18 protein-coding genes, 2 tRNA genes and 3 pseudogenes are annotated in these 18,769 nt (G+C 46.9%); 14 read left to right on the top strand and 9 right to left on the bottom strand.

The genetic code is table 11. The features are described 5' to 3' along the window. Nucleotides 1–31: 31 nt before the first annotated feature. On the bottom strand, nt 32–193 hold the full coding sequence (locus tag ACQ76X_RS05875) for a hypothetical protein (protein WP_438492243.1): 162 nt from the start codon (nt 191–193) through the stop codon (nt 32–34). A gap of 129 nt (nt 194–322) precedes the next feature. Here ACQ76X_RS05875 and ACQ76X_RS05870 point away from each other — a divergent pair, with 129 nt between their 5' ends. The 3 genes from ACQ76X_RS05870 to ACQ76X_RS05860 all read left to right on the top strand — a co-directional run bounded on the left by ACQ76X_RS05870 (nt 323) and on the right by ACQ76X_RS05860 (nt 1,766). Beyond that, nucleotides 323–1,003, top strand: coding sequence for a M15 family metallopeptidase (locus ACQ76X_RS05870; RefSeq protein WP_438492241.1), 681 nt, complete (start codon nt 323–325; stop codon nt 1,001–1,003). A 69-nt stretch (nt 1,004–1,072) separates the two neighbouring features. Further along, the gene (locus tag ACQ76X_RS05865; protein ID WP_438492239.1) at nt 1,073–1,543 is read left to right on the top strand and encodes a WGxxGxxG family protein; all 471 of its coding nucleotides are present in this window, start codon (nt 1,073–1,075) and stop codon (nt 1,541–1,543) included. A 137-nt stretch (nt 1,544–1,680) separates the two neighbouring features. Beyond that, nucleotides 1,681–1,766, top strand: a tRNA-Leu gene (locus ACQ76X_RS05860). Nucleotides 1,767–1,900: 134 nt separating this feature from the next. On the opposite strand, the gene ACQ76X_RS05855 is transcribed toward ACQ76X_RS05860, so the two are convergent. Both ACQ76X_RS05855 and ACQ76X_RS05850 read right to left on the bottom strand, forming a co-directional pair. Then, nucleotides 1,901–3,130, bottom strand: a complete 1,230-nt coding sequence (locus ACQ76X_RS05855) for a tyrosine-type recombinase/integrase (protein ID WP_438492238.1) — start codon at nt 3,128–3,130, stop codon at nt 1,901–1,903. Nucleotides 3,131–3,215: 85 nt separating this feature from the next. Then, complete coding sequence (locus ACQ76X_RS05850) at nt 3,216–3,482, bottom strand: helix-turn-helix domain-containing protein (protein ID WP_438492237.1); 267 nt, start codon at nt 3,480–3,482, stop codon at nt 3,216–3,218. A 164-nt stretch (nt 3,483–3,646) separates the two neighbouring features. Between ACQ76X_RS05850 and ACQ76X_RS05845 the strand changes: the two genes are divergently transcribed. The 6 genes and pseudogenes from ACQ76X_RS05845 to ACQ76X_RS05820 all read left to right on the top strand — a co-directional run bounded on the left by ACQ76X_RS05845 (nt 3,647) and on the right by ACQ76X_RS05820 (nt 9,850). Beyond that, nucleotides 3,647–3,732 (top strand) — tRNA-Phe (locus ACQ76X_RS05845). A 476-nt stretch (nt 3,733–4,208) separates the two neighbouring features. Continuing rightward, nucleotides 4,209–6,170: an AraC family transcriptional regulator gene (locus ACQ76X_RS05840; RefSeq protein WP_438492235.1), complete on the top strand. Its 1,962-nt coding sequence runs from the start codon at nt 4,209–4,211 to the stop codon at nt 6,168–6,170. 81 nt (nt 6,171–6,251) lie between these two features. Continuing rightward, on the top strand, nt 6,252–7,277 hold the full coding sequence (locus tag ACQ76X_RS05835; protein ID WP_438492233.1) for a FecCD family ABC transporter permease: 1,026 nt from the start codon (nt 6,252–6,254) through the stop codon (nt 7,275–7,277). Then, nucleotides 7,274–8,287 (top strand): FecCD family ABC transporter permease, encoded by a 1,014-nt coding sequence (locus tag ACQ76X_RS05830; RefSeq protein ID WP_438492231.1) that lies wholly within the window; start codon nt 7,274–7,276, stop codon nt 8,285–8,287. The genes ACQ76X_RS05835 and ACQ76X_RS05830 overlap by 4 nt, the downstream gene beginning before the upstream one ends. A 9-nt stretch (nt 8,288–8,296) precedes the next feature. Beyond that, nucleotides 8,297–9,152 (top strand): annotated as a pseudogene (locus tag ACQ76X_RS05825) (ABC transporter ATP-binding protein). After that, complete coding sequence (locus ACQ76X_RS05820; RefSeq protein ID WP_438492229.1) at nt 9,149–9,850, top strand: ABC transporter transmembrane domain-containing protein; 702 nt, start codon at nt 9,149–9,151, stop codon at nt 9,848–9,850. The pseudogene ACQ76X_RS05825 and the gene ACQ76X_RS05820 overlap by 4 nt, the downstream one beginning before the upstream one ends. A gap of 161 nt (nt 9,851–10,011) precedes the next feature. On the opposite strand, the gene ACQ76X_RS05815 is transcribed toward ACQ76X_RS05820, so the two are convergent. After that, on the bottom strand, nt 10,012–10,416 hold the full coding sequence (locus ACQ76X_RS05815; protein ID WP_438492227.1) for an ATP-binding cassette domain-containing protein: 405 nt from the start codon (nt 10,414–10,416) through the stop codon (nt 10,012–10,014). 8 nt (nt 10,417–10,424) lie between these two features. Here ACQ76X_RS05815 and ACQ76X_RS05810 point away from each other — a divergent pair, with 8 nt between their 5' ends. Both ACQ76X_RS05810 and ACQ76X_RS05805 read left to right on the top strand, forming a co-directional pair. Further along, nucleotides 10,425–10,871 (top strand): ATP-binding cassette domain-containing protein, encoded by a 447-nt coding sequence (locus ACQ76X_RS05810; protein ID WP_438492226.1) that lies wholly within the window; start codon nt 10,425–10,427, stop codon nt 10,869–10,871. After that, nucleotides 10,868–11,124 (top strand): annotated as a pseudogene (locus tag ACQ76X_RS05805) (NAD(P)-binding protein); the annotation flags it as partial. The gene ACQ76X_RS05810 and the pseudogene ACQ76X_RS05805, both read left to right, overlap by 4 nt. Before the next feature lie 935 nt (nt 11,125–12,059). Here ACQ76X_RS05805 and ACQ76X_RS05800 read toward each other — a convergent pair. The 5 genes and pseudogenes from ACQ76X_RS05800 to ACQ76X_RS05780 form a co-directional block, all read right to left on the bottom strand. Further along, nucleotides 12,060–13,301, bottom strand: coding sequence for a CynX/NimT family MFS transporter (locus ACQ76X_RS05800; protein WP_438492224.1), 1,242 nt, complete (start codon nt 13,299–13,301; stop codon nt 12,060–12,062). Between the two features lie 106 nt (nt 13,302–13,407). Continuing rightward, nucleotides 13,408–13,793, bottom strand: a pseudogene (locus ACQ76X_RS05795) (ATP-binding cassette domain-containing protein); the annotation flags it as partial. Then, nucleotides 13,777–14,451 (bottom strand): FadR/GntR family transcriptional regulator, encoded by a 675-nt coding sequence (locus ACQ76X_RS05790; protein WP_438492222.1) that lies wholly within the window; start codon nt 14,449–14,451, stop codon nt 13,777–13,779. The gene ACQ76X_RS05790 and the pseudogene ACQ76X_RS05795, both read right to left, overlap by 17 nt. 198 nt (nt 14,452–14,649) lie before the next feature. After that, nucleotides 14,650–14,847, bottom strand: a complete 198-nt coding sequence (locus ACQ76X_RS05785) for a hypothetical protein (RefSeq protein ID WP_438492220.1) — start codon at nt 14,845–14,847, stop codon at nt 14,650–14,652. Between the two features lie 213 nt (nt 14,848–15,060). Beyond that, nucleotides 15,061–15,840, bottom strand: coding sequence for a hypothetical protein (locus ACQ76X_RS05780; RefSeq protein ID WP_438492218.1), 780 nt, complete (start codon nt 15,838–15,840; stop codon nt 15,061–15,063). A 270-nt stretch (nt 15,841–16,110) separates the two neighbouring features. Here ACQ76X_RS05780 and ACQ76X_RS05775 point away from each other — a divergent pair, with 270 nt between their 5' ends. From ACQ76X_RS05775 to sufD, 3 genes are read left to right on the top strand one after another with little or no spacing between them, the layout of a single operon-like run. Continuing rightward, entirely contained in the window at nt 16,111–16,632 is a 522-nt protein-coding gene (locus ACQ76X_RS05775) for a MarR family transcriptional regulator (RefSeq protein ID WP_438492216.1), read from the top strand. Then, nucleotides 16,613–17,389, top strand: coding sequence for a Fe-S cluster assembly ATPase SufC (gene sufC, locus ACQ76X_RS05770; protein WP_438492214.1), 777 nt, complete (start codon nt 16,613–16,615; stop codon nt 17,387–17,389). The genes ACQ76X_RS05775 and sufC overlap by 20 nt, the downstream gene beginning before the upstream one ends. A 23-nt stretch (nt 17,390–17,412) precedes the next feature. Next, nucleotides 17,413–18,720 carry a Fe-S cluster assembly protein SufD gene (gene sufD / locus ACQ76X_RS05765; protein WP_438492213.1) on the top strand — a complete coding sequence of 436 codons (1,308 nt, stop codon included), beginning with the start codon at nt 17,413–17,415 and terminating at the stop codon, nt 18,718–18,720. The last annotated feature ends 49 nt before the right edge of the window (nt 18,721–18,769 follow it).

The following is an 18,769-nucleotide window of genomic DNA, read 5'->3' as shown; positions in this document are numbered from 1 at the left end:
ACATCTGATATGAACTGCTTATTCCGGTATTTCATTTTACGCCGGTTGCCTCCGTCTTCTCATAAGCGATCAGGGTAACGGCCTTGTTGCCTGTGATTTGGGCAATTGCCGCTTCGGCCTGGCGGATCACCTCCACGGCATCTTCCTGATCGGCAAGTGAAGCAACCTTGTAGCTATCGCTGTGAATCTCCATTGTGTTATCCCACCCTTCGTTGTTATTTTAGCCTTTTCCTGCGGAAATCATCCACCCGGGAGCCTGATCAAGACAGGTATACAAGCAATGCAGCATGAGAAGGCATTTACTATAACAGGGGGTGATTATATGCTGACATTGGATCAGGTCAAGAGTAAATCTGCCGGATCGCTGGGCAAACTTCATCCCGTGCTGCAAGCTGCTGCTGGCGAGTTGATCCAGCAAAGCTACGCCAAGGGTATACCCATCATCATTACCCAGGGAATGCGCACGATTGCAGAGCAGAATGCGCTTTATGCACAAGGCAGAACCAAGAAGGGACCCATTGTCACGAATGCCCGGGGAGGCAGCAGTTATCACAATTACGGTTTGGCCATTGATTTTGCGTTGCTGCTGCCGGATGGCAAAAACGTGTCCTGGGATATGAACCGGGACGGAGACAGCGATAAGACCGCAGATTGGCAGGAAGTGGCTGAGGTAGCTAAACAGCTCGGGTTTGAATGGGGCGGTGATTGGACTTCCTTTAAAGACTATCCCCATCTGCAGATGACCTTCGGACTTACAACCGCTCAACTGCAGGCCGGAAAGCGTCCGACTGAACAACAGGTGCAAGAGGCTCTGGCCAAGATCAACGGAAACGAACCGGCAGAGGAACAAGGAATCACCATCCTGCTGAACGGGAGCAAGCTCACAACCGGACTTGTGGAGAGCGGGACAACGTATGCACCTGTGCGGGCAGTTGCGGAGGCGCTTGGCGCCAAGGTGACTTATGATGCCGCAAGTAAGACCGTCAACCTCGTTAAGGAATAACTTGTATGAATAGATGCCGCACCTTGTGGGGAAATTATCAGCGACAAACCATGAAGGGGGCATAACAACTTGAAGAAGCTAATCACAAGCCTTGCATGCGGTACAGTATTATCGATGAGTTTGCTTGGAGCCGGTAACGCAGCGAATGCTGCGGGTACGGGCGGGATGGGTACGACAGTTCCTGATACGGGAATGAATGGACTGAAGACTGAGAACAGAACAGGCAACATCATGGGCGACATGGGGACCAGAACCGGAGGCCCTATGCTTAACCAGGAAGACAATAACCTGTTAAACCGGACTACAGGAACGACACACAACAACGATTCGATCATGAACGATAAGATGCGTACAGGAACAAATGGCACTACGACACAATATCCGGATGCTTCGCGCGGTACTAAATACCGGGCCACAAGCACCACTACAAATGCCACTAACAATGACGACAACGGCTCGAACTGGGGTTGGCTAGGACTCGTAGGACTGCTGGGGCTGGCCGGTATGCGAAGCAGAAGCGGTGAACGCGATCGCCACTAGCACCCGTACGCTTGATCTTGACTCGTCCCGGCTTCGGCCGGGATTTTTTTTGCAAATAAAATTTTTGGGGATTTTGATTGCGTGTTTGCGGGATACGTGATATTATATTTCTTGTCGCGTTACAACGCACATTTCATGCCGGGGTGGCGGAACAGGCAGACGCACAGGACTTAAAATCCTGCGGTACGTGAGTACCGTACGGGTTCGACCCCCGTCCTCGGCATCCTTGATGTATAAGGGTTTTTTCCGAAAAACCTTGGTTTTTGAAACAGCTTGGGAGAGAACTTTTTATCGAGTTCTCTCCTGCAGTTCTCTCCTTTTTCCGGAGGAGAGAACGAGGAGAAGATCGCATGACTCTCATGAAATATTGAGGGCAATGTGATCTTTTTTTATTAAAAGATCAGAACACCACTCATCGTTGAAGCAGATGATATCGGCTGTTGTAGAATAGTTGCTGTGTCCCAGCCATTCCTGAATTTCTTTCATACTGACTCCATTGGCGAGTAAGAGGCTTGCACAACTATGACGCAGGTCGTGATAGCGAATATGACGTAAACCATTTTTTTTAAGAGTTCTAGTAAAGTTTTGAGTGATATAGCCGGGTTTAACTCGTTGCCCCAACTTGTCCAGATAGATATACTCCTCGTAATCAGTGCAATAAGAGTTACCACATACAGCTTTATTGAGTGCATGCAACTCATGAATTCGCAGCAGTAATTCTTCAAAAGCTGGTACAAGAGGTAAGGTGCGACGACTTGATTTGTTTTTAGTCCGGTCTTTTTCAATGATGTGTTCTTGTCCTTCAAAATAAACGGGAGTTACGGTATGTTGAATACTAATCGTTTTGTTAACGAAATTAATTGCAGTCCATTTTAGTCCGATCACTTCACTTCTTCGTAATCCATAAAAGGCAGCAAGAATGACTGCAAGCTCGATTAATTCGCCCTTTACTTTTTCAAACAGGATATTGATCTCTTGCTTGTTGTAAAAGCTGCCGACAAAATCATTCTTCTTAGGTCGTTCGATTTTATCTGCGGGATTAGTGTTAATTAAATCATTTTTGAGAGCATGCTTTAGCGCTTTGCGAATATTAGCGTGATAATGGAGAACCGTATTGGTTGTCACTCCATTTTCCTCTAACTCATACTGATAATAATCTTGAATGTGACTTGGTAATAATTCTTTGAGAAAGAGGCCCTTTTCTTCAAAGTAAGGTACAACATGATTAGTTATGACATTGTGGTAAGATGCGTAAGTGATAAACTCAACCTTGTGCTTCATCATTGCTAGCCACTGAAGCATGAAGACAGAAAATAGTGGTCCTTGATCGACTGGCACTTCAGCTGGCATTTCTTCGATAATTTGTTCAACTATTGGTTCTTCAACTATTGTTTCTTCCACAGCAGCATTTAAAAGACGGTTAAAATTCACTCTTGTTTCTAATAATAATGCTTCAGCTCTTTTTTTGTTTCCTTTTACTGTAAGACCCGTAGGAATCCACTTTGGTTTTCTCTTACCTTCTTCATCCTTGCAATTCAAGACCATATAAAAAAGACCTTTTTTTTCTTGTAGGTGGCCTGCTACCATGAAAAAACCTCCTTCATAGCAGCCCGCATTGATCCTACCATTGACGCATTAATTATAACACGTATAGAAGAAATGGTTCAATGCACTAAAGCGTCAGAGTGAGGCGATCGAAGGTGAAAGAAAAAAGATTTAAATATAGAAGAATATTTACTTTGGGGATTTTATAAATTCGACCAATTTTAAAATGATTAATAGTATTCTCTTGCAAAAGTTTGTAGGCGGTTTTGTTACTTATGCCACCAAGCATCTCACACATTTCTGCTATATTGACTACGTCCGGATAATTTTGAAATAACAATTCATACGCTTCTTGATGATTAATTATTGCAAGAGTAGGTTTAGGCTGGTTCATTTCACACCTCCACTTTTATTTTAAATAGTTGTCCTTACACTAACGGAATGCGTCAGCTCTATATCGAAAGCAAACCAAGTCACATCCTATAAAAACGCTTACAAAAATAACTTGCGTAAATCATCAGCTTGTAATACCATATCAATTAAGCGCTTAACCTTTAGGGGTAAGGCGCTTAAACTTAATCAGTCGGTAGAGCAGAGGACTGAAAATCCTCGTGTCGACGGTTCGATTCCGTCCTGAGCCACCATTTATAACACCTGTAATACGCTTGTGTAGCTCAGTTGGTTGAGCACCTGACTTTTAATCAGGGTGTCGAAGGTTAAAGTCCTCTCGCCGGTATCACATTAAAGATAATGGTTCATCAGATAATTTATCTGGTGGGCCTTTTTTTATTTTATTTTAAGACTCCAAATGTATATGAAACCGTGACATCGATATGGAATTCGGATTAAATTATTTCACTGACATTTATTCGGCTACTGCTCAGATTAATATGTAACCGAAGCATTATTGCGAGCAAGTGAATAGCATTGCTAATTGTATAAGGACTTGGTTGAGTCAGTAAAATGCTAAAAAGATGATGAAAAGCTAACGTCCGTTGCCTGCTCCCCCAATGTCACTTAATGATGATATACTTACCTTAAGAATTATGATAATGATAATCAAAATCAATTTATGGTCGGTATATAAATTGGAAAAAGTGAGATGAGGGAGCGCGGATTGATGCAAGAAGAAGCAAGCCAGGTATTTACACCGGAGATGATCGATACGATGGCCCGCATTTGGACACGTTCGATCATTACATTAATAGATGTACGCTTTCAGAATATAGCGTCCCAATACCCTTTGGAGCAGTATAAAATGCCTAGTAGCATGTTTATCTATGCCTGTGGAGGTGAAGCGCAAATTCAACTGAATGAAACCACATTTGGAATGGAACGCTTCGGTTTAGTTCATGGCGGGAAGGGGAGCCTGCTCAGTATTTCGCCTAAAAGGGAGATTGTGAAGACCTTTATGGTCGTTTATAAAGCAGAATCACCTCTTTTTTTCAAGAAGCACCTGCAGCAATTACTTGAGCAAGTAAATCCATTTGTTCAACAGTTTGGTTATACACCAAGTAATCCCATCTTGCTGCTCGATTGGTTTCAACAAATGTTGAATGACTGGAACCGCGGCAAGGCGATGGATCAGCTTCAGGCCAAAAGTTTTCTATATCAATTGATTCATGGGGTATACAGAGATTTTGAGGGTGGTGAGATTCGCTATCTCCAGCCCAATCCAGCCAGTTCTGCCAAAATATATCTTGATAAACATTACAGGGAGCCGATTTTGTTTCAGGATATTGCCGCTATGTTTGGGATCAGTGGTGGGCAATTGACGCGGCTGTTCAAAAAGAAGGAAGGGATGAGCTTACAGGAGTACCTCATTCAGAGAAGGATTGAAGCTGCCTGTCATGACTTGAAGTATACAGAAGCAACCATTAAAGAGATCGCAACAGGATCTGGTTTTGCTGATGAGAAGAACCTGTTTCGTATGTTTAAGAAGTATTACAAGATGACGCCGAGTGATTATCGGAAAATAAACGCACTATCCATGCAGGTTGATGGTATTGATAATGATTCTCATCTTCATTACAATGAGAGGGAACTGGCGAATCTAGTCAAGTCTTATAGAGATGGGGAATCAAGCATGTTTGGACAAGTAAGAAGTAAAGAAATGATCTTTGTGGCGGCGATGAGCTTGATGCTGTTGTTGACGGCATGTACGTCGGGGACGCCAGCGAATAACAGGGGAACGGTGAATCCGCTTGCGGAGACACAACAGACGACACAATCGGAAGTACCGGAGACGAAAGCTTCAGAAGCAGTCTCGCAGACCAGAACGATATCCACAGTAAAGGGTGATGTTGAGGTACCTAACAACCCTCAGCGTGTTGTAGTCGATTATCTGGTTGGTGATGTGGTAGCTTTAGGTGTAACTCCTCTAGGTGTGGCGAGAGCGACAAGGGGCGAGACAGAGGCTGTTTATTCTAACCAGATTAAAGATTCAATTAACATAAAAATGGAGCCGGAAGATGTCATGACTCTTGAGCCTGATCTGATCATATTAGCATGGGGCGAAGAGAATTATGAAGATTTATCCAAAATTGCCCCGACAATTTATGTCCCTTATGGTGATATGACTACAGAAGAGCGGATCCATTTTATTGGCGATGTTTTGAATAAGCCGGAAGAGGCTGAGGCTGTTTTGAATGCTTATGCCAACAAAATCGAAGAAGCGAAGCTAGCCTTTAAGAATGCAGGCCTTTCAGACGTGACGGTGACTCTGGGAGAATTCAGTGATAAAAATAACTCCATCGCTGGAGCCAAGCATGCGGTTGGCGTGCTTGTTTATAATGAACTTCAAATGCAGGCACCATCAAAAGTTCAAACTGATATTATTGATGCAGATAAATATTGGGGAGAAATCTCTATGGAGGCCCTGCCAGCTTACATGGGGGATTATTTGATCGCCTTAGGAGATACGGAAGTTCCTACTGATAATGCGATTTGGAAATCGCTACCTGCTGTGCAACATAATCGGATCGTAACGGTGGGTTCATCGCTATCTTGGTCCACCGATATAATGACTTCCAGTGCATTGATTGATCATATTGTTAATCAATTGCTGGCATTAGCTAAATAAGGGGATTGATCCTGAAGTGTCTAACGATTTATGAGCCTTGGTTCAAACTAGGCTGTCAATAGGTAAGGGAAGGGAAATACGATGAAAAACAAGCCTGAACAAAAACGCCGCGGGGCGGTGAACTTCACCATGTACATGGTGGTAGGGCTTGGATTAACGGTTCTCATGTCGGCGGCGTCGATTAGCTTCGGCGCCGCCGACATGAGGTTAGCGACTGCATGGGAGGCTATTTTCCGATTTGATCCAACGCTCACTGAACATCAAATAATTCAGACCCTACGTCTTCCGCGTACCGTAGCCGATCTGATCGTCGGGTGCAGCCTTGCGGTTTGTGGTGCGATCATGCAGGGAACGACGCGCAATCCGCTGGCCGATTCCGGTCTGATGGGGATCAGCTCTGGGGCAGCATTCGCAATTGCGCTTTGCCTGGCCTTTATGCCGGGTTATTCGTATGGGCAGATGATGCTGTTTGCTTGTCTGGGGGCAGCGCTCGCGACCGGGATTACCTACTTCATCGCGTCACTAGGCAAGCGCGGGATGACCCCTCAGCGGCTGGTACTGGCAGGACTGTCCATCTCCATGCTATTTGGCGCACTCAGTCAGTATTTAGCGATCAATTACAACCTGGGTCGAGCATTGGCATTCTGGACGGCAGGCAGTACAGCGGGGGCCAAGTGGGGGGAATTGCTGATTATCTCACCGCTATTTGTTGGTGGTGTACTGCTGGCGCTGGCGCTATCTCCTTCTATTACACTGCTCAGTTTAGGGGATGATGTGGCAAGTGGACTCGGTATTCGCAGCGGACTGGTCAAGGGTTTATCGACGATTATCGTGCTCGTGCTGACTGGATTGGCTGTTGTCGTGGTTGGCCCGATCGGTTTTGTTGGTCTGATTACCCCGCATATTGTGCGATACATGGTCGGTGTCGACTATCGATACATTATTCCGGCAACTGCGCTATATGGTGCGTTGTTGACCGTATCGGCCGATCTGGCTGGACGCTTGATCAATAAGCCGTTCGAAACACCGATTGGCATTATATTTTCTATCATTGGTGTGCCGTACTTTCTCTTCCTGGCTCGCAAGCAAAGGAGGGAATCTGAATGATCAAGCAGCGTTATACGGTGCAACGGGGGATCATCGTCAATGTAGTGCTTATAGTGCTCATCCTTATGTTTGCTGTCATTAGCATGAATTCTGGCAAGATGAATCTTTCACCGCTAGAAGTGCTGAATGTTCTCCTGGGAAACGGTACCGACAAGCAAAATCTGATCGTGTTCGATTTTCGCCTGCCACGAATCGCACTGTCGATCTTGGTAGGTCTGGGAATGGGAGCGGCTGGGGTCGTGATGCAGAGTTTGCTGCGCAATGACATGGCTAGTCCGGGGACACTGGGGATTAGTTCGGGGTCGGGCTTGTTTGTCCTGTTCTTCGTTGTATTCATCGCATCGACAGGAATGAACTCCTTTGTTGCCCTGCCACTGCTGGCCTTTGTTGGCGGACTGTTGGCGGCGGGATTGATCTTCTTATTATCGTATCGCCGTGGGCGAGACATCTCGCCAATCGGCTTGATCTTAACCGGGGTCGCGCTCGGAAGCGGGTATGGGGCGCTGACCACCTTCCTGACACTCAAGCTGGATGATTCGCAGATGAACTTCATGCTGAACTGGCTGGCGGGGAGCTTGTGGGGCGATGATTGGCGCTATATTTCCGTACTGGCACCATGGGTTTTGATTTTACTCGGCTATATTTTCTACAAGGCTCGCATGCTGAACACCCTCCATCTGGGCAATCAGACGGCAGTAGGGCTGGGTCTTGCCGTGAAGCGGCAGTTTTTGGGGTTGTCGATCGCTGCTGTTGCTTTATCCTCTGGCAGTGTGGCCGTGGGCGGAAGCTTCTTCTTCGTTGGCTTGATCGCTCCGCATATGGCAAGAAAACTGGTCGGGCCCGATCACAAATTGCTCGTTCCGGCCGCCAGCCTGACCGGGGGATTAGTCGTGGTGCTTGCTGACACGATTACGCGCACGGTTAGCCTGGGGGGAGATGTGCCGACGGGAATCATCATTACGGTCATCAGTGTTCCGTACTTTCTGTATTTACTAGCGAAAGCTAATTAGGAGGACGTCATGGAAAGTATTACAGCGCAACAAATCGATATTGCCTATAATGACACGCTTATCGTAAAAGAACTGGATTTGCAGATTCCGCGTGGACAGATTACCTCGATTATTGGTCCCAATGGATGCGGCAAATCAACCGTACTAAAGGCAGTCGGTCGGCTGCTCAACGAATAATGGCACGGTTTATCTGAATGGTGCCGATATCCGCACACTGTCCACCAAGGAAGTGGCCAAGCAGATGGCGATTCTGCCGCAGACGCCGACCGCACCGAGCGGTTTGACGGTCGGTCAATTAGTCGCCTATGGGCGTTTCCCTCATCAACGGGGCTTCGGCAAGCTCTCCAAAGAGGATAGGCAAGTAGTCGCCTGGGCCCTATCGGTTACACAGCTTACAGCATTTGAGCATCGCGAGGTCGATACGCTATCTGGCGGTCAGCGTCAGCGCGTATGGATTGCGATGGCGCTCGCCCAGCAAACCGATCTGATCCTGCTGGTTGAACCCACCACCTATCTGGATCTGGCGCATCAGCTTGAAGTGCTGGAGCTGCTCTATGAACTGAATCGCAGTCAGCAGGTGACGATTGTGATGGTGTTGCATGACCTGAATCTGGCAGCACGCTTCTCCGACTATATGGTGGCGATTCGTGAGGGCAAGGTGGTGGAGCATGGCTCGCCAGAGCGTGTAATGACGGTACGGACGCTGCGTGAGGTGTTTGCCATTGATGCCGAGATTATGCTGGAACCACGAACAGGGCGACCGGTGTATGTGACGTACGAGCTATTGCGTGATCATCGTAGAGAACAAGGAGTGGATCAAGGGTTCCCAAAAGCTAAGGAACAGAAGGAGGCGATGGCCACATGACAACCGCATGGCGTGTCCTGCTGGGTGCACGGAAATACTGGTTGCAGTTAGGCATTGGATTTGCCGGTGTCGTGCTGGCCACGATTGCCGGGTTTTATTTGCCCTGGGCGCTCCGCTCGTTGACACAATTGGCGACCGAAGGTAGCAGCCAGTTTGCCGCAGAAGCGCTGGAGATTGGTTTGTTGCTACTTGGAGCCACCTGTCTGCAAGCCATCGGAACATCACTGGCCGGCTATATGAACCATTATGCGGCACTTCATTATGTGGCAGATTTAAGAACAAGATTGTATAGCAAATATCAGCAGATGAGCTTGCGCTATTTCCATCGAAGCCGGACGGGTGACTTGACCGGGCGCGTTGTGAATGATGCGATGGAAGCGGAAATTTTCATTGCCCATGCCATTCCTGACTTTATCATCAACGGACTGACCTTTATCGGCGTAGGCATCCTGCTCTTGACGATCAATGTGAAGCTGGCACTGATCAGTCTGATCACGATTCCGTTGCTGCTTGCGATCACGGTATGGCAAAGCAAGCGCTTGTCGCCGCTGTGGGGAGAGAATTCCAAGGCGCGGGGAGAAATCGCTGGCAAGGTGCAGGAAAACTTGTCGGGCATGAAGGAAATTCAAATTTTCAATCGGCAGGAGGAGGAGCGGGGCAACGTTTCTCGTCTGGCTATGAAACATACGAAGACCTAATTGCGCGCCAGTCTGTTCTATGAAACCTCTGTGCCGTTGTTGGCATCTGTGACCGCGCTGGGTACCGTGTTTGTCGTGATACTGGGCGGCAGATTGATGGCAACAGGCGAGGTAAGTATTGCTGATATCATTGGATTCATCGCTTACCTAGGTATGTTTTATCAACCGGTAAAGTCCTTTTCCAGCTTGGTGGAAATGGGCGGGCGAGCCGCCGCTGGCCTTAAACGGGTATATGATGTGCTGGAAGAAGAGGAAGACATACAGGAGAAGCGAAACGCAGCATCAAACAGGAAAGTATCCTGCAGCACCATCGAGATATTGTCACGCAGGCTGGAGAGCGTCACATCACGAATATCGATGCCATCCACTTGAATCGAACCGGCCTGCGGGTCGTAGAATCGGTTAACGAGACTGGCTAATGTCGTCTTTCCTACGCCGGTTGTACCTACAAGCGCCACCGTCTTTCCCGGATCAATGGTCAGATTCAGCCTTTCTAGTACAGGAGCACCATCTTGATAAACGAATGTGATATTTTTAAACGATATCTGTCCTTGTATACGCGGCAAACTGCTCAGTGTATGACAATATCGCTTATGGATGGGCGGACGCGACCGAGAAAGATGTGATTGCCGCAGCGAAAGCGGCTAAAGCGCATGATTATATAGCACAGATGGAGCAAGGCTACGATACGGTGATTGGTGAACACGGTGTGCGTCTGTCCGGAGGGCAGAAACAGCGGCTTTCGATAGCACGGGCGATTCTGCGCAATGCACCGATCCTCATTCTGGATGAAGCGACATCGGCGCTTGATACCAAGACCGAGCAAGAGATCCAGCAGGCGCTGGACGAAATATCGAAGGATCGCACAACACTGGTGATTGCCCATCGGCTATCGACGGTCCGTCATGCCGACCAGATCGTCGTGCTGGAGGGCACAGAGATTGCCGAGATGGGTACGCATGAGGAACTGCTGCGTAGCGGCGGCATTTATGCAAGATTGTATGCGACGCAAGCCTCATGAACGTAATCAATACAAACAAGACTAAACAGGAGAAGGACAGGACGAAGATGACTGAATTATATGATCTAACGATTGTGGGCGGCAGTCCGGCAGGACTGTACGCTGCGTTTTATAGCGGAATGCGCGATATGAAGGTCAAACTGTTTGAAGCCAAGTAAGAATTCGGCGGCAGGTTGCTGCGCTATCCGGAGAAGATGATCTGGGACACGTGGGAGGCGTTACGCCGATCCGCTACAATCAGTTGATTCGCCAATGGTAGGGAGCGGGGCTGCTCTATCAAAAGTTCTTTCCGTCGTCTAAAAACGGCTTCTTTTTGAGTTATTGCCACGAACCCTTACGGGGCTTGATAAAAACATAAAAACCCGCAAAAAACCTTGATTTTACAAGGCTTTTCTCGGGTTTTATATTCCTCTTCTTGGACTGATCTTCTGCTATCTTCCAAATAGCATGTGCGACTCAAAATCGTGAGCGTAAGTCAAAGAAATAACCGCTAAAGCCCTGGTATGACTGGTTTCTTTAGAAAGTGTTTCAAAAGCTCTCCTGTAGTTCTGTTCTTTTTCTTAGAGGTAGAACATAAGTGCAGATGAGATATATAGTGCGCCGATGTGGTGGAATTGGCAGACACGCCGCACTCAAAATGCGGTGCTGAGAGGCTTGCCGGTTCGAGATGATTGCTTCCTGTTATATAAATGGGGATTAGGAGAGAAAAGGGCAACTGTTTCCTGAAAATTTTCTCAAAATAGATTAAAATAGAGTGTGTGAAAACAAGAACTGGCCCTGTGTAGTAAGCTACACAGAGCCAGTCCCTTTTTTATTCGTAGTGACTAAGATCAAAGCGACGAACTACCATGATCTAGGCAATCGTCATCTGCTGTTTGCACGCCGGTTCCATTTCGTTTTGCGTACTTAATAATAACTGGCTCATAACGAGCAATTAAATGCTGATAACCTCCATCAGAACAGGCTTAATATTGGGCTGGGAAATTCGTATATTGGCTAGTAAGGCTTTCAGCAACGCTCTCTAATTTTTTTGAGCTCGCTTTCTGTAAATGATTGGAGGGCAGCAAAGCCTTCTTTACTTGGCTCGAAGCCGGCGCAGCACAAACACACCAAAGTGCATGTCTGTATACTTGTCTTTCATGTTAGGATGAATGTGAATCATGTGTTTAAATCCTTTCTATCATGGTCCTACTTCGCAGAACCAACAAATTGATCCCTAGCCGCACCCAGACCAAAGATACCGAGTAGAGCAGAAGCGCCAACCAATATCAAGAGTGGAACGCTCCAACTATGAGTGGCATCATGCAAGTATCCAATCAGCGCTGGGCCAATTGCTGCTAGTAGATATCCGATGGATTGGGCCATGCCCGATAATTCAGCCGCCTGATGGGCACTTTGGGTACGCAAGCCGAAAAACATCATGGACAAGCCAAAGGCAAAGCCCGCCCCAATACCAAGAATAATAACCCAAAACAGAACCAGATGGATACTGCCATAGAGAAGTCCAAGTGTTCCGATCAAAAGCAGAATCGTTGTAATAACCACTAACAACCGTTGGTTAGGCATGCGTCCAGCTATAACAGGAACGATAAATGCAAAGGGGAGTGAAGCCATAATCAGAATCGAGAGAAACCAGCCGGATTGACTTGAACTGATTCCTTGATCTTTTAGTATTTCAGGCAGCCATGCCACCAGCACATAAAAAATGGTCGATTGTATTCCCATAAAAAGAGTTACCTGCCAAGCCAACGGAGAGCGCCATATATTGATCTGATGGTTGTTCCCTGCGCTGCTGGCAACAGCGGCTGGTTTCGCTGGAGTCTTGAGTTGTGGTACCCAAAAGAGAATGGAGATGACGCTAAGTATCCCCCATACTCCCAAGGCACCTTGCCAGTTCAAGCCTGCCCCCACAGCTAAGGGAACACTAATGCCGGAAGCAATCGCCCCGCATAGATTCATGGAAACAGAATAAACCCCTGTCATAGTACCCATTTGCTGCGGAAATTCCCGTTTAATCAGGCTCGGTAGTAATACATTACATATGGTAATAGCAAACCCCAGAACTGCGGTTCCAACATACAAGGTCACCGCCCCGGATAATGAGCGAACAGCGATACCGATGACCAAAAAAATAAGGGAAATCAGGATAATACGTTCTACACCATATCTACGTCCTAATTTTGGTACAAAAGATGATAACAATGCAAATGCAATCAGTGGAACTGTGGTAATCAGGCCTGCTAAGGTATTTGAAATATGCACGTTCTCCCGAATAATACTGACTAATGGCCCCACCGATGTGAGGGGAGCACGCAAATTCGCTGCGATAAAAATAATTCCTACGATCATGAACCAGAATGTGGCTTGCTTGCGAATGCCGGTACTGGATATTTCATCCTGTTTTTTTAACAATTGTTCTGGCGAACTCATAAGGGTTCCTCCTGCGTTTTAAGTAATTTATCGTCAATTTCATCCATGTGGAGGAAGTACCCTTAAGAGGGAATGTATTGTACATCACCAAACTGTGGGTGATAAAACGACTGTAATGTCCAACAGCGGCAAGCAATGCTTCGTGCTTTCCTTGTTCTTCAATGCTATATGCGGTACGACCACAATTTGATCTGCTCTCTTTATGGTTGCCAGACTGTGAGCAATCATCAAAGTTGTTCTGCTCGCTGAAAGCTCAGCAAGAGAATGCTGAATTGAAGTTCGGTATCCAGTGCAGAGGTGGTCTCGTCCAGGATCAGGATTGGCGAATTCTTGAGGAACATCCGTAAATAGCCAGTCACTGTTTTTGTCCCCCGGACAATCTACCCCAAGTTCTCCGATCACTGTATCCATCCCTTCAGGTTGTGCATGGATAAAGGCCTCTAGTTAAGCCCGGTGAGTGGCTTCCCAGATTTCGTCATAAGCGATATTCTGCACGGGCCTTTTCAATGTATAAACGAACAGCCTCCTCGGCTTGATGGCAATCCTGATTGGCAATGGCTTGATAAAGCAGGTCATGAGAGTCGAGATAAAAAGCCGCATTTTTGAAGTCCTTCGTTTCCAAAACCATGTTTTGCAGCGCCTCGGAAATATGATTGTACAAATTCGCCATCAATTGGTTATGTGAAGCAGCAATCACCATTTTGTGAAACTCGATATCCCAGTGAGCATAAGCTTTGAGATCCTGCTGGCTGACTGCTTGTCTGCACTGGTCCAAGCATGTCCGAATCGCCTCCAAGTCTTCTTCGCCTCTCCTGAGCGTAGCCAGGGCAGCAGCCTCTCTTTCCAATGCATATCGGACCTCCAGGCTCTCAAGCTTATCGGTATGCTGAATCACTTTTTTAATCACTGACCCCAAAACACTTGAGGAGCAGACATAGGTCCCATCCCCTTGTCTGGTCTTCAGGAGACCCGCATACGTTAAAGCCCGAATAGCTTCCCTCAAGGTATTACGGCTGACTTGAAGCTGTTCCATTAGCTCGGGCTCTGCAGGAATACGCATCCCTACTTGCCATTCGCTGTTTTCGATCTTCCCCTGGATCTGGTAGGCCACCTGTTCCACCAAGGTTAAACGTTGAGTTTGAGTTAACAACAGCATCACTCCTTTATGAAACGTAGGATGTTTGGTATTTTGGTGTTATTATATCAGATTGACTTTGACTTGGAAATATGAAATTGATAATGATTATCATCAAGTTTTTTCAGGTAATCCAATTGAAAGGTAGAAATAACTGGCTCATAATGAGTGATCAACGTGGCTTCTGCCTCTTTGTCAAGAACAGGAACGTTCTCAGGCTGCGGTATGTTGTGGTGACGAATTTAAAAAGTTGATATCGATCTCGAAAGTGACAGCATCCAAAGGAACAACATAAGCCGAATCACGCATCAGTTTCTCAAAATAATCTTTTTGAGCGTGCCGGAGACATGCTTTAACATAACTGCTGAATGCTCTTTCAAGTAAATCATTAACGTCAACTCCCGATGTCATAAGTTTCCATCTCCTCTCTGTACCTAAATGGGAAACAGAGTCAAAAAAGGCAACCTTCCATCATGAAAAATGGAAGGCATACTACTTTTGTCGATACTTCTTAAAAAATATTTGATGAATTACTGAACAGTGAAAAGTTCCTTCAATTGCTTTCACAGTCAGGCGGATGTCCCGTTGCGCTTTCTCGTCTTCAACCAACTCCAGCGAATGGACCTATCCCTTTTTCAAATACCGGTTGAGCTTCGGCATGGGTTTGCTACAAAAGTGGTAGCTGAATCCGCCGATGGACTGCTTAAGCGCCCGGAAGGTGCATTCGATCTTGAACCGGGCGGTATACACTTCGATGATCTCGGTCGCCTCCAGGGTCAGATCGATGCTAGCTAGAATAGAGCATCGCCCGTTCAGCTTCACCAGCACAAACCGCAGTTCTTGGTATATTCTTTGGCCCCATAGCAAATCCAGACACAGGTAACTGACCGCTTCTTCTTTGCCATATACGCTCATTGTAGCGTATTGAAGCGTGGCGGCGCGGCTTTGAAACATCTCGGCCAGCACCACCTTTGTCCCCTTTTTCCGGGGGCGATCCCGGCCTGTGGCAGGTGTACCGGGACGTTCATAGGCAACGGTATTGGACTTGGCTTTGGTCACCAGATCCATCCAGGTGCTGCCGGATTGGTTCCATTGTTCAACCGCCGCAAAGCCGGATCGATCAGGAGTAGGCAGAACCATTTCCGGGACGTGCCCAACAGAAGGCGGATGGCGCCCGAAACAGTGTCCGAAGAAATACGCTCCATTGGCGGAATTCTCCAATTCCTGATGGAGCTTCTTGACTCCGGGCATTCGGTTGGCTTCCTTACCTTGTATGCAGCCGTCACCCATCAAGACCACCTTGCCGTTAGGGTACAACAGAGGCGCGTGAGCTTGCACGACCAAAAGCCAGACGGTGCGAAGGGCGTCTAGCGACCAGGCGGAGGAGCGAAAGAAATGAACCAAAGGTTCGTTACACCGGAGCGAAACGGATAAATCCAGGATAATGGAGATGAGACCCAACTGGTCGGAACGCAGCATGAGGCCGGTGACAATGACAACGAACCAATGAAAAGCGCCTCCAGAATTGCTTCACACTGAACACAATTGATATTGATTATCAATATCAATTGTGTTAATATAATTTTGTTCACAAGTGAACAAAAAGAGAAAAACAATCTATTGCTGACACTGAACTTGGTCTGCAACTACTACAAGAGAGGGGAGATTGCGAAATTGGAGTTTCAAAATCATTTTAAAGGTCATCTTTACGAGCAATATATGAGAATGCTGCATCTGAATGAGCTATATACTGAACAAGAATTTAACTCGTTTCGGCAACAGGCCAGAAAGTACCAGATTGACATGCTCTCCAACAATATTACTAGTGTACACGTTATTGATTGCATTGGTGATTATGAACCGATAAATCATACCGGGATTGTGGAGAAGATGGGGTTGTCCAAAGCTGGCATTACTAAAATTAGTGCAAAGCTGCTGGAAATGGGCTTCATTATGAGAAGTCAACTGAACAACAATCGTAAGGAGATTTACTTTAGTTTAACGGATAAGGGAAGACACGTTTATCATTTGCATAAAGAGCTGCACAAAGAAAAAGAAGAAAGGTTTTATCAATTCATTGAATCCTATTCAGAGGCTGAGCTGCAGACTATTGGAAAATTCATGAGTGATTTGGTGGCGCGTGCCGAAGAATACTCCGAAGGGAAGTTTACGATAAATGACGACATTAAAGATTGAGGAATTAAGATCCAAGATTGAAGGGAAAGAAATTTTAAAAGGGCTCACACTGGAGATTCATGGCGGAGAGATTCATGCGATTATGGGGCCTAATGGGACGGGAAAAAGTACGTTGGCTTCAGCTTTAATGGGCCATCCAAAATATGAGGTTACTGGCGGCAAGGTGACATTGGACAATGAAGACCTTCTGGAGATGGAGGTGGATGAGCGTGCCCAGGCAGGCTTGTTCCTCGCTATGCAATACCCAAGTGAAATTGCCGGCGTGACCAACTCGGACTTTCTCAGAAGTGCCATCAATGCACGGCGTGAAGAAGGGGATGAGATATCCTTAATCCGTTTTATCCGTGAAATGGAGAGCAAAATGAAGGGGCTGGAGATGAACCCGGAATTTGCGCATCGTTATTTGAATGAGGGATTCTCCGGCGGTGAAAAAAAGCGGAATGAGATTTTGCAAATGATGCTACTTGAACCCAAGTTTGTGATCCTGGATGAAGTGGATTCCGGGCTTGATATTGATGCACTGCGTATTGTGGCCAATGGCGTAAATGAGATGCGCAGCCCGGATAGAGGCTTTTTAATCATCACCCATTATCAACGACTGTTGAACTATATTACCCCGGATTTTGTGCATGTCATGATGCAAGGCCGGATAGTTAAATCTGGCGGTCCGGAGCTTGCCCACCGTTTGGAGGCTGAAGGGTACGATTGGGTGAAGGATGAACTTGGGATTACGGATGAGACGGTAAGGGAAGTTTAAGAGCCGGAGAGGAGGAACAGCACGTGGATATACAAGCTAGAGTTTCAATGAATGTGGACGATTTACGCGCATGGTCAAGCGCTAAGGATGAACCTCGTTGGCTGATTGAACGCCGCGTTCACGCACTCGAACTGGCAGGGACGCTGGAGTTGCCTAAAGTGGAGAAAATCAAGCTTGCAAAATGGGATATCTACGAAAGTGGAGATTACAAAGCTGAGAATGCGTGGTCAGGTTTGGAAGATGCGCCGGAGGTTGTTCGAGGTTTGGTTGCTTCTCCAGTGAAAGGCGGACTCATCGTTCAGTTCAATTCGGATGTAGTGTATACGAAATTGTCCGAGAGCTTAGCCGCCCAGGGAGTAATTTTAATGGACCTGCATACTGCGGCAAAAGAGCATGAGGAGTTGGTTCAACGTTATCTCTTTCAGGCAGTGAAGCCGGAAGAGCATAGTTTATCTGCTGCACACAGTGCCTTATGGAGTGGTGGCGTTTTTCTATATGTCCCGGACGGTGTAGAGGTTGAAGCGCCCATTCAAGCGATCTTTCTTAACGATACAAGCGGTGTGCGTTTTGCTCCACACATCTTAATTGTGGCAGGGAGCAACAGCAAGATCAGCTATGTGGATCATTGTATATCGAGCAGAGATGATATCAAGGTTTTGCATAATGGTATGGTAGAGGTGTTTGCAGGGGCAGGCTCCAAGGTGCAGGTCGCTTCTGTTCATCAGCTTGCTGCAGCAACAACGGACTTCACCCAGCGGCGTGCGATTGTGCTTGCGGATGGCGGTGTAGAATGGATTGTCGGCGAGATGAATAATGGCTATACCGCCAGTGATACCAAGACATTACTCCAGGGCAACGGGTCCATCTCTGACGCTAAGGTGATTGCGATAGGCTCTGGGGACCAGAAATTGAGTTATACTACGCAAGCCCAGCATTTTGGCAGAAGCTCGGTGAGCCAAATGATCACACGCGCAGTAATGCGTGAAGAAGCTACGGCCATTATCAACGGGATTACAAAAATTGAAAAAGGTGCAACCCATTGTGATGGTCAGCAAACAGAACGTGTACTGATGTTAAGTCCAAATGCGCGCGGTGATGCCAATCCGATCCTGCTGATAGATGAGGATGATGTAACCGCCGGTCATGCTGCATCCGTGGGGCAAGTAAATGCGGAACAAATCTATTATCTGATGTCGCGCGGGATCTCACGGAGTGAAGCCGAATATCTTGTTATTTTCGGATTCCTCGCTCCTGTCATTTCGGAGATCCCGCTGGAGGGAGTGCGTAGCCGCCTGCAGGATGTAGTGGAGAAAAAACTTGGCAGATCATAGGGAATCAGAGCCACTCAAAGTGAGTCTTATGAAGGTTAAAAGGAGCGGT

The organism is Paenibacillus sp. IHBB 3054 (assembly GCF_051594305.1).
Classification (GTDB): Bacteria; Bacillota; Bacilli; order Paenibacillales; family Paenibacillaceae; genus Paenibacillus_AQ.
This window is presented reverse-complemented; position numbering and strand designations above follow the sequence as displayed.

Bases quoted from the DNA above. Each gene is read 5' to 3' on its own strand.
- ACQ76X_RS05875 (WP_438492243.1), bottom strand. From the start codon at position 193: ATGGAGATTCACAGCGATAGCTACAAGGTTGCTTCACTTGCCGATCAG.
- ACQ76X_RS05870 (WP_438492241.1), top strand. From the start codon at position 323: ATGCTGACATTGGATCAGGTCAAGAGTAAATCTGCCGGATCGCTGGGC.
- ACQ76X_RS05855 (WP_438492238.1), bottom strand. From the start codon at position 3,130: ATGGTAGCAGGCCACCTACAAGAAAAAAAAGGTCTTTTTTATATGGTC.
- ACQ76X_RS05850 (WP_438492237.1), bottom strand. From the start codon at position 3,482: ATGAACCAGCCTAAACCTACTCTTGCAATAATTAATCATCAAGAAGCG.
- ACQ76X_RS05840 (WP_438492235.1), top strand. From the start codon at position 4,209: ATGCAAGAAGAAGCAAGCCAGGTATTTACACCGGAGATGATCGATACG.
- ACQ76X_RS05835 (WP_438492233.1), top strand. From the start codon at position 6,252: ATGAAAAACAAGCCTGAACAAAAACGCCGCGGGGCGGTGAACTTCACC.
- ACQ76X_RS05830 (WP_438492231.1), top strand. From the start codon at position 7,274: ATGATCAAGCAGCGTTATACGGTGCAACGGGGGATCATCGTCAATGTA.
- ACQ76X_RS05820 (WP_438492229.1), top strand. From the start codon at position 9,149: ATGACAACCGCATGGCGTGTCCTGCTGGGTGCACGGAAATACTGGTTG.
- ACQ76X_RS05800 (WP_438492224.1), bottom strand. From the start codon at position 13,301: ATGAGTTCGCCAGAACAATTGTTAAAAAAACAGGATGAAATATCCAGT.
- ACQ76X_RS05785 (WP_438492220.1), bottom strand. From the start codon at position 14,847: ATGACATCGGGAGTTGACGTTAATGATTTACTTGAAAGAGCATTCAGC.
- sufC (WP_438492214.1), top strand. From the start codon at position 16,613: ATGACGACATTAAAGATTGAGGAATTAAGATCCAAGATTGAAGGGAAA.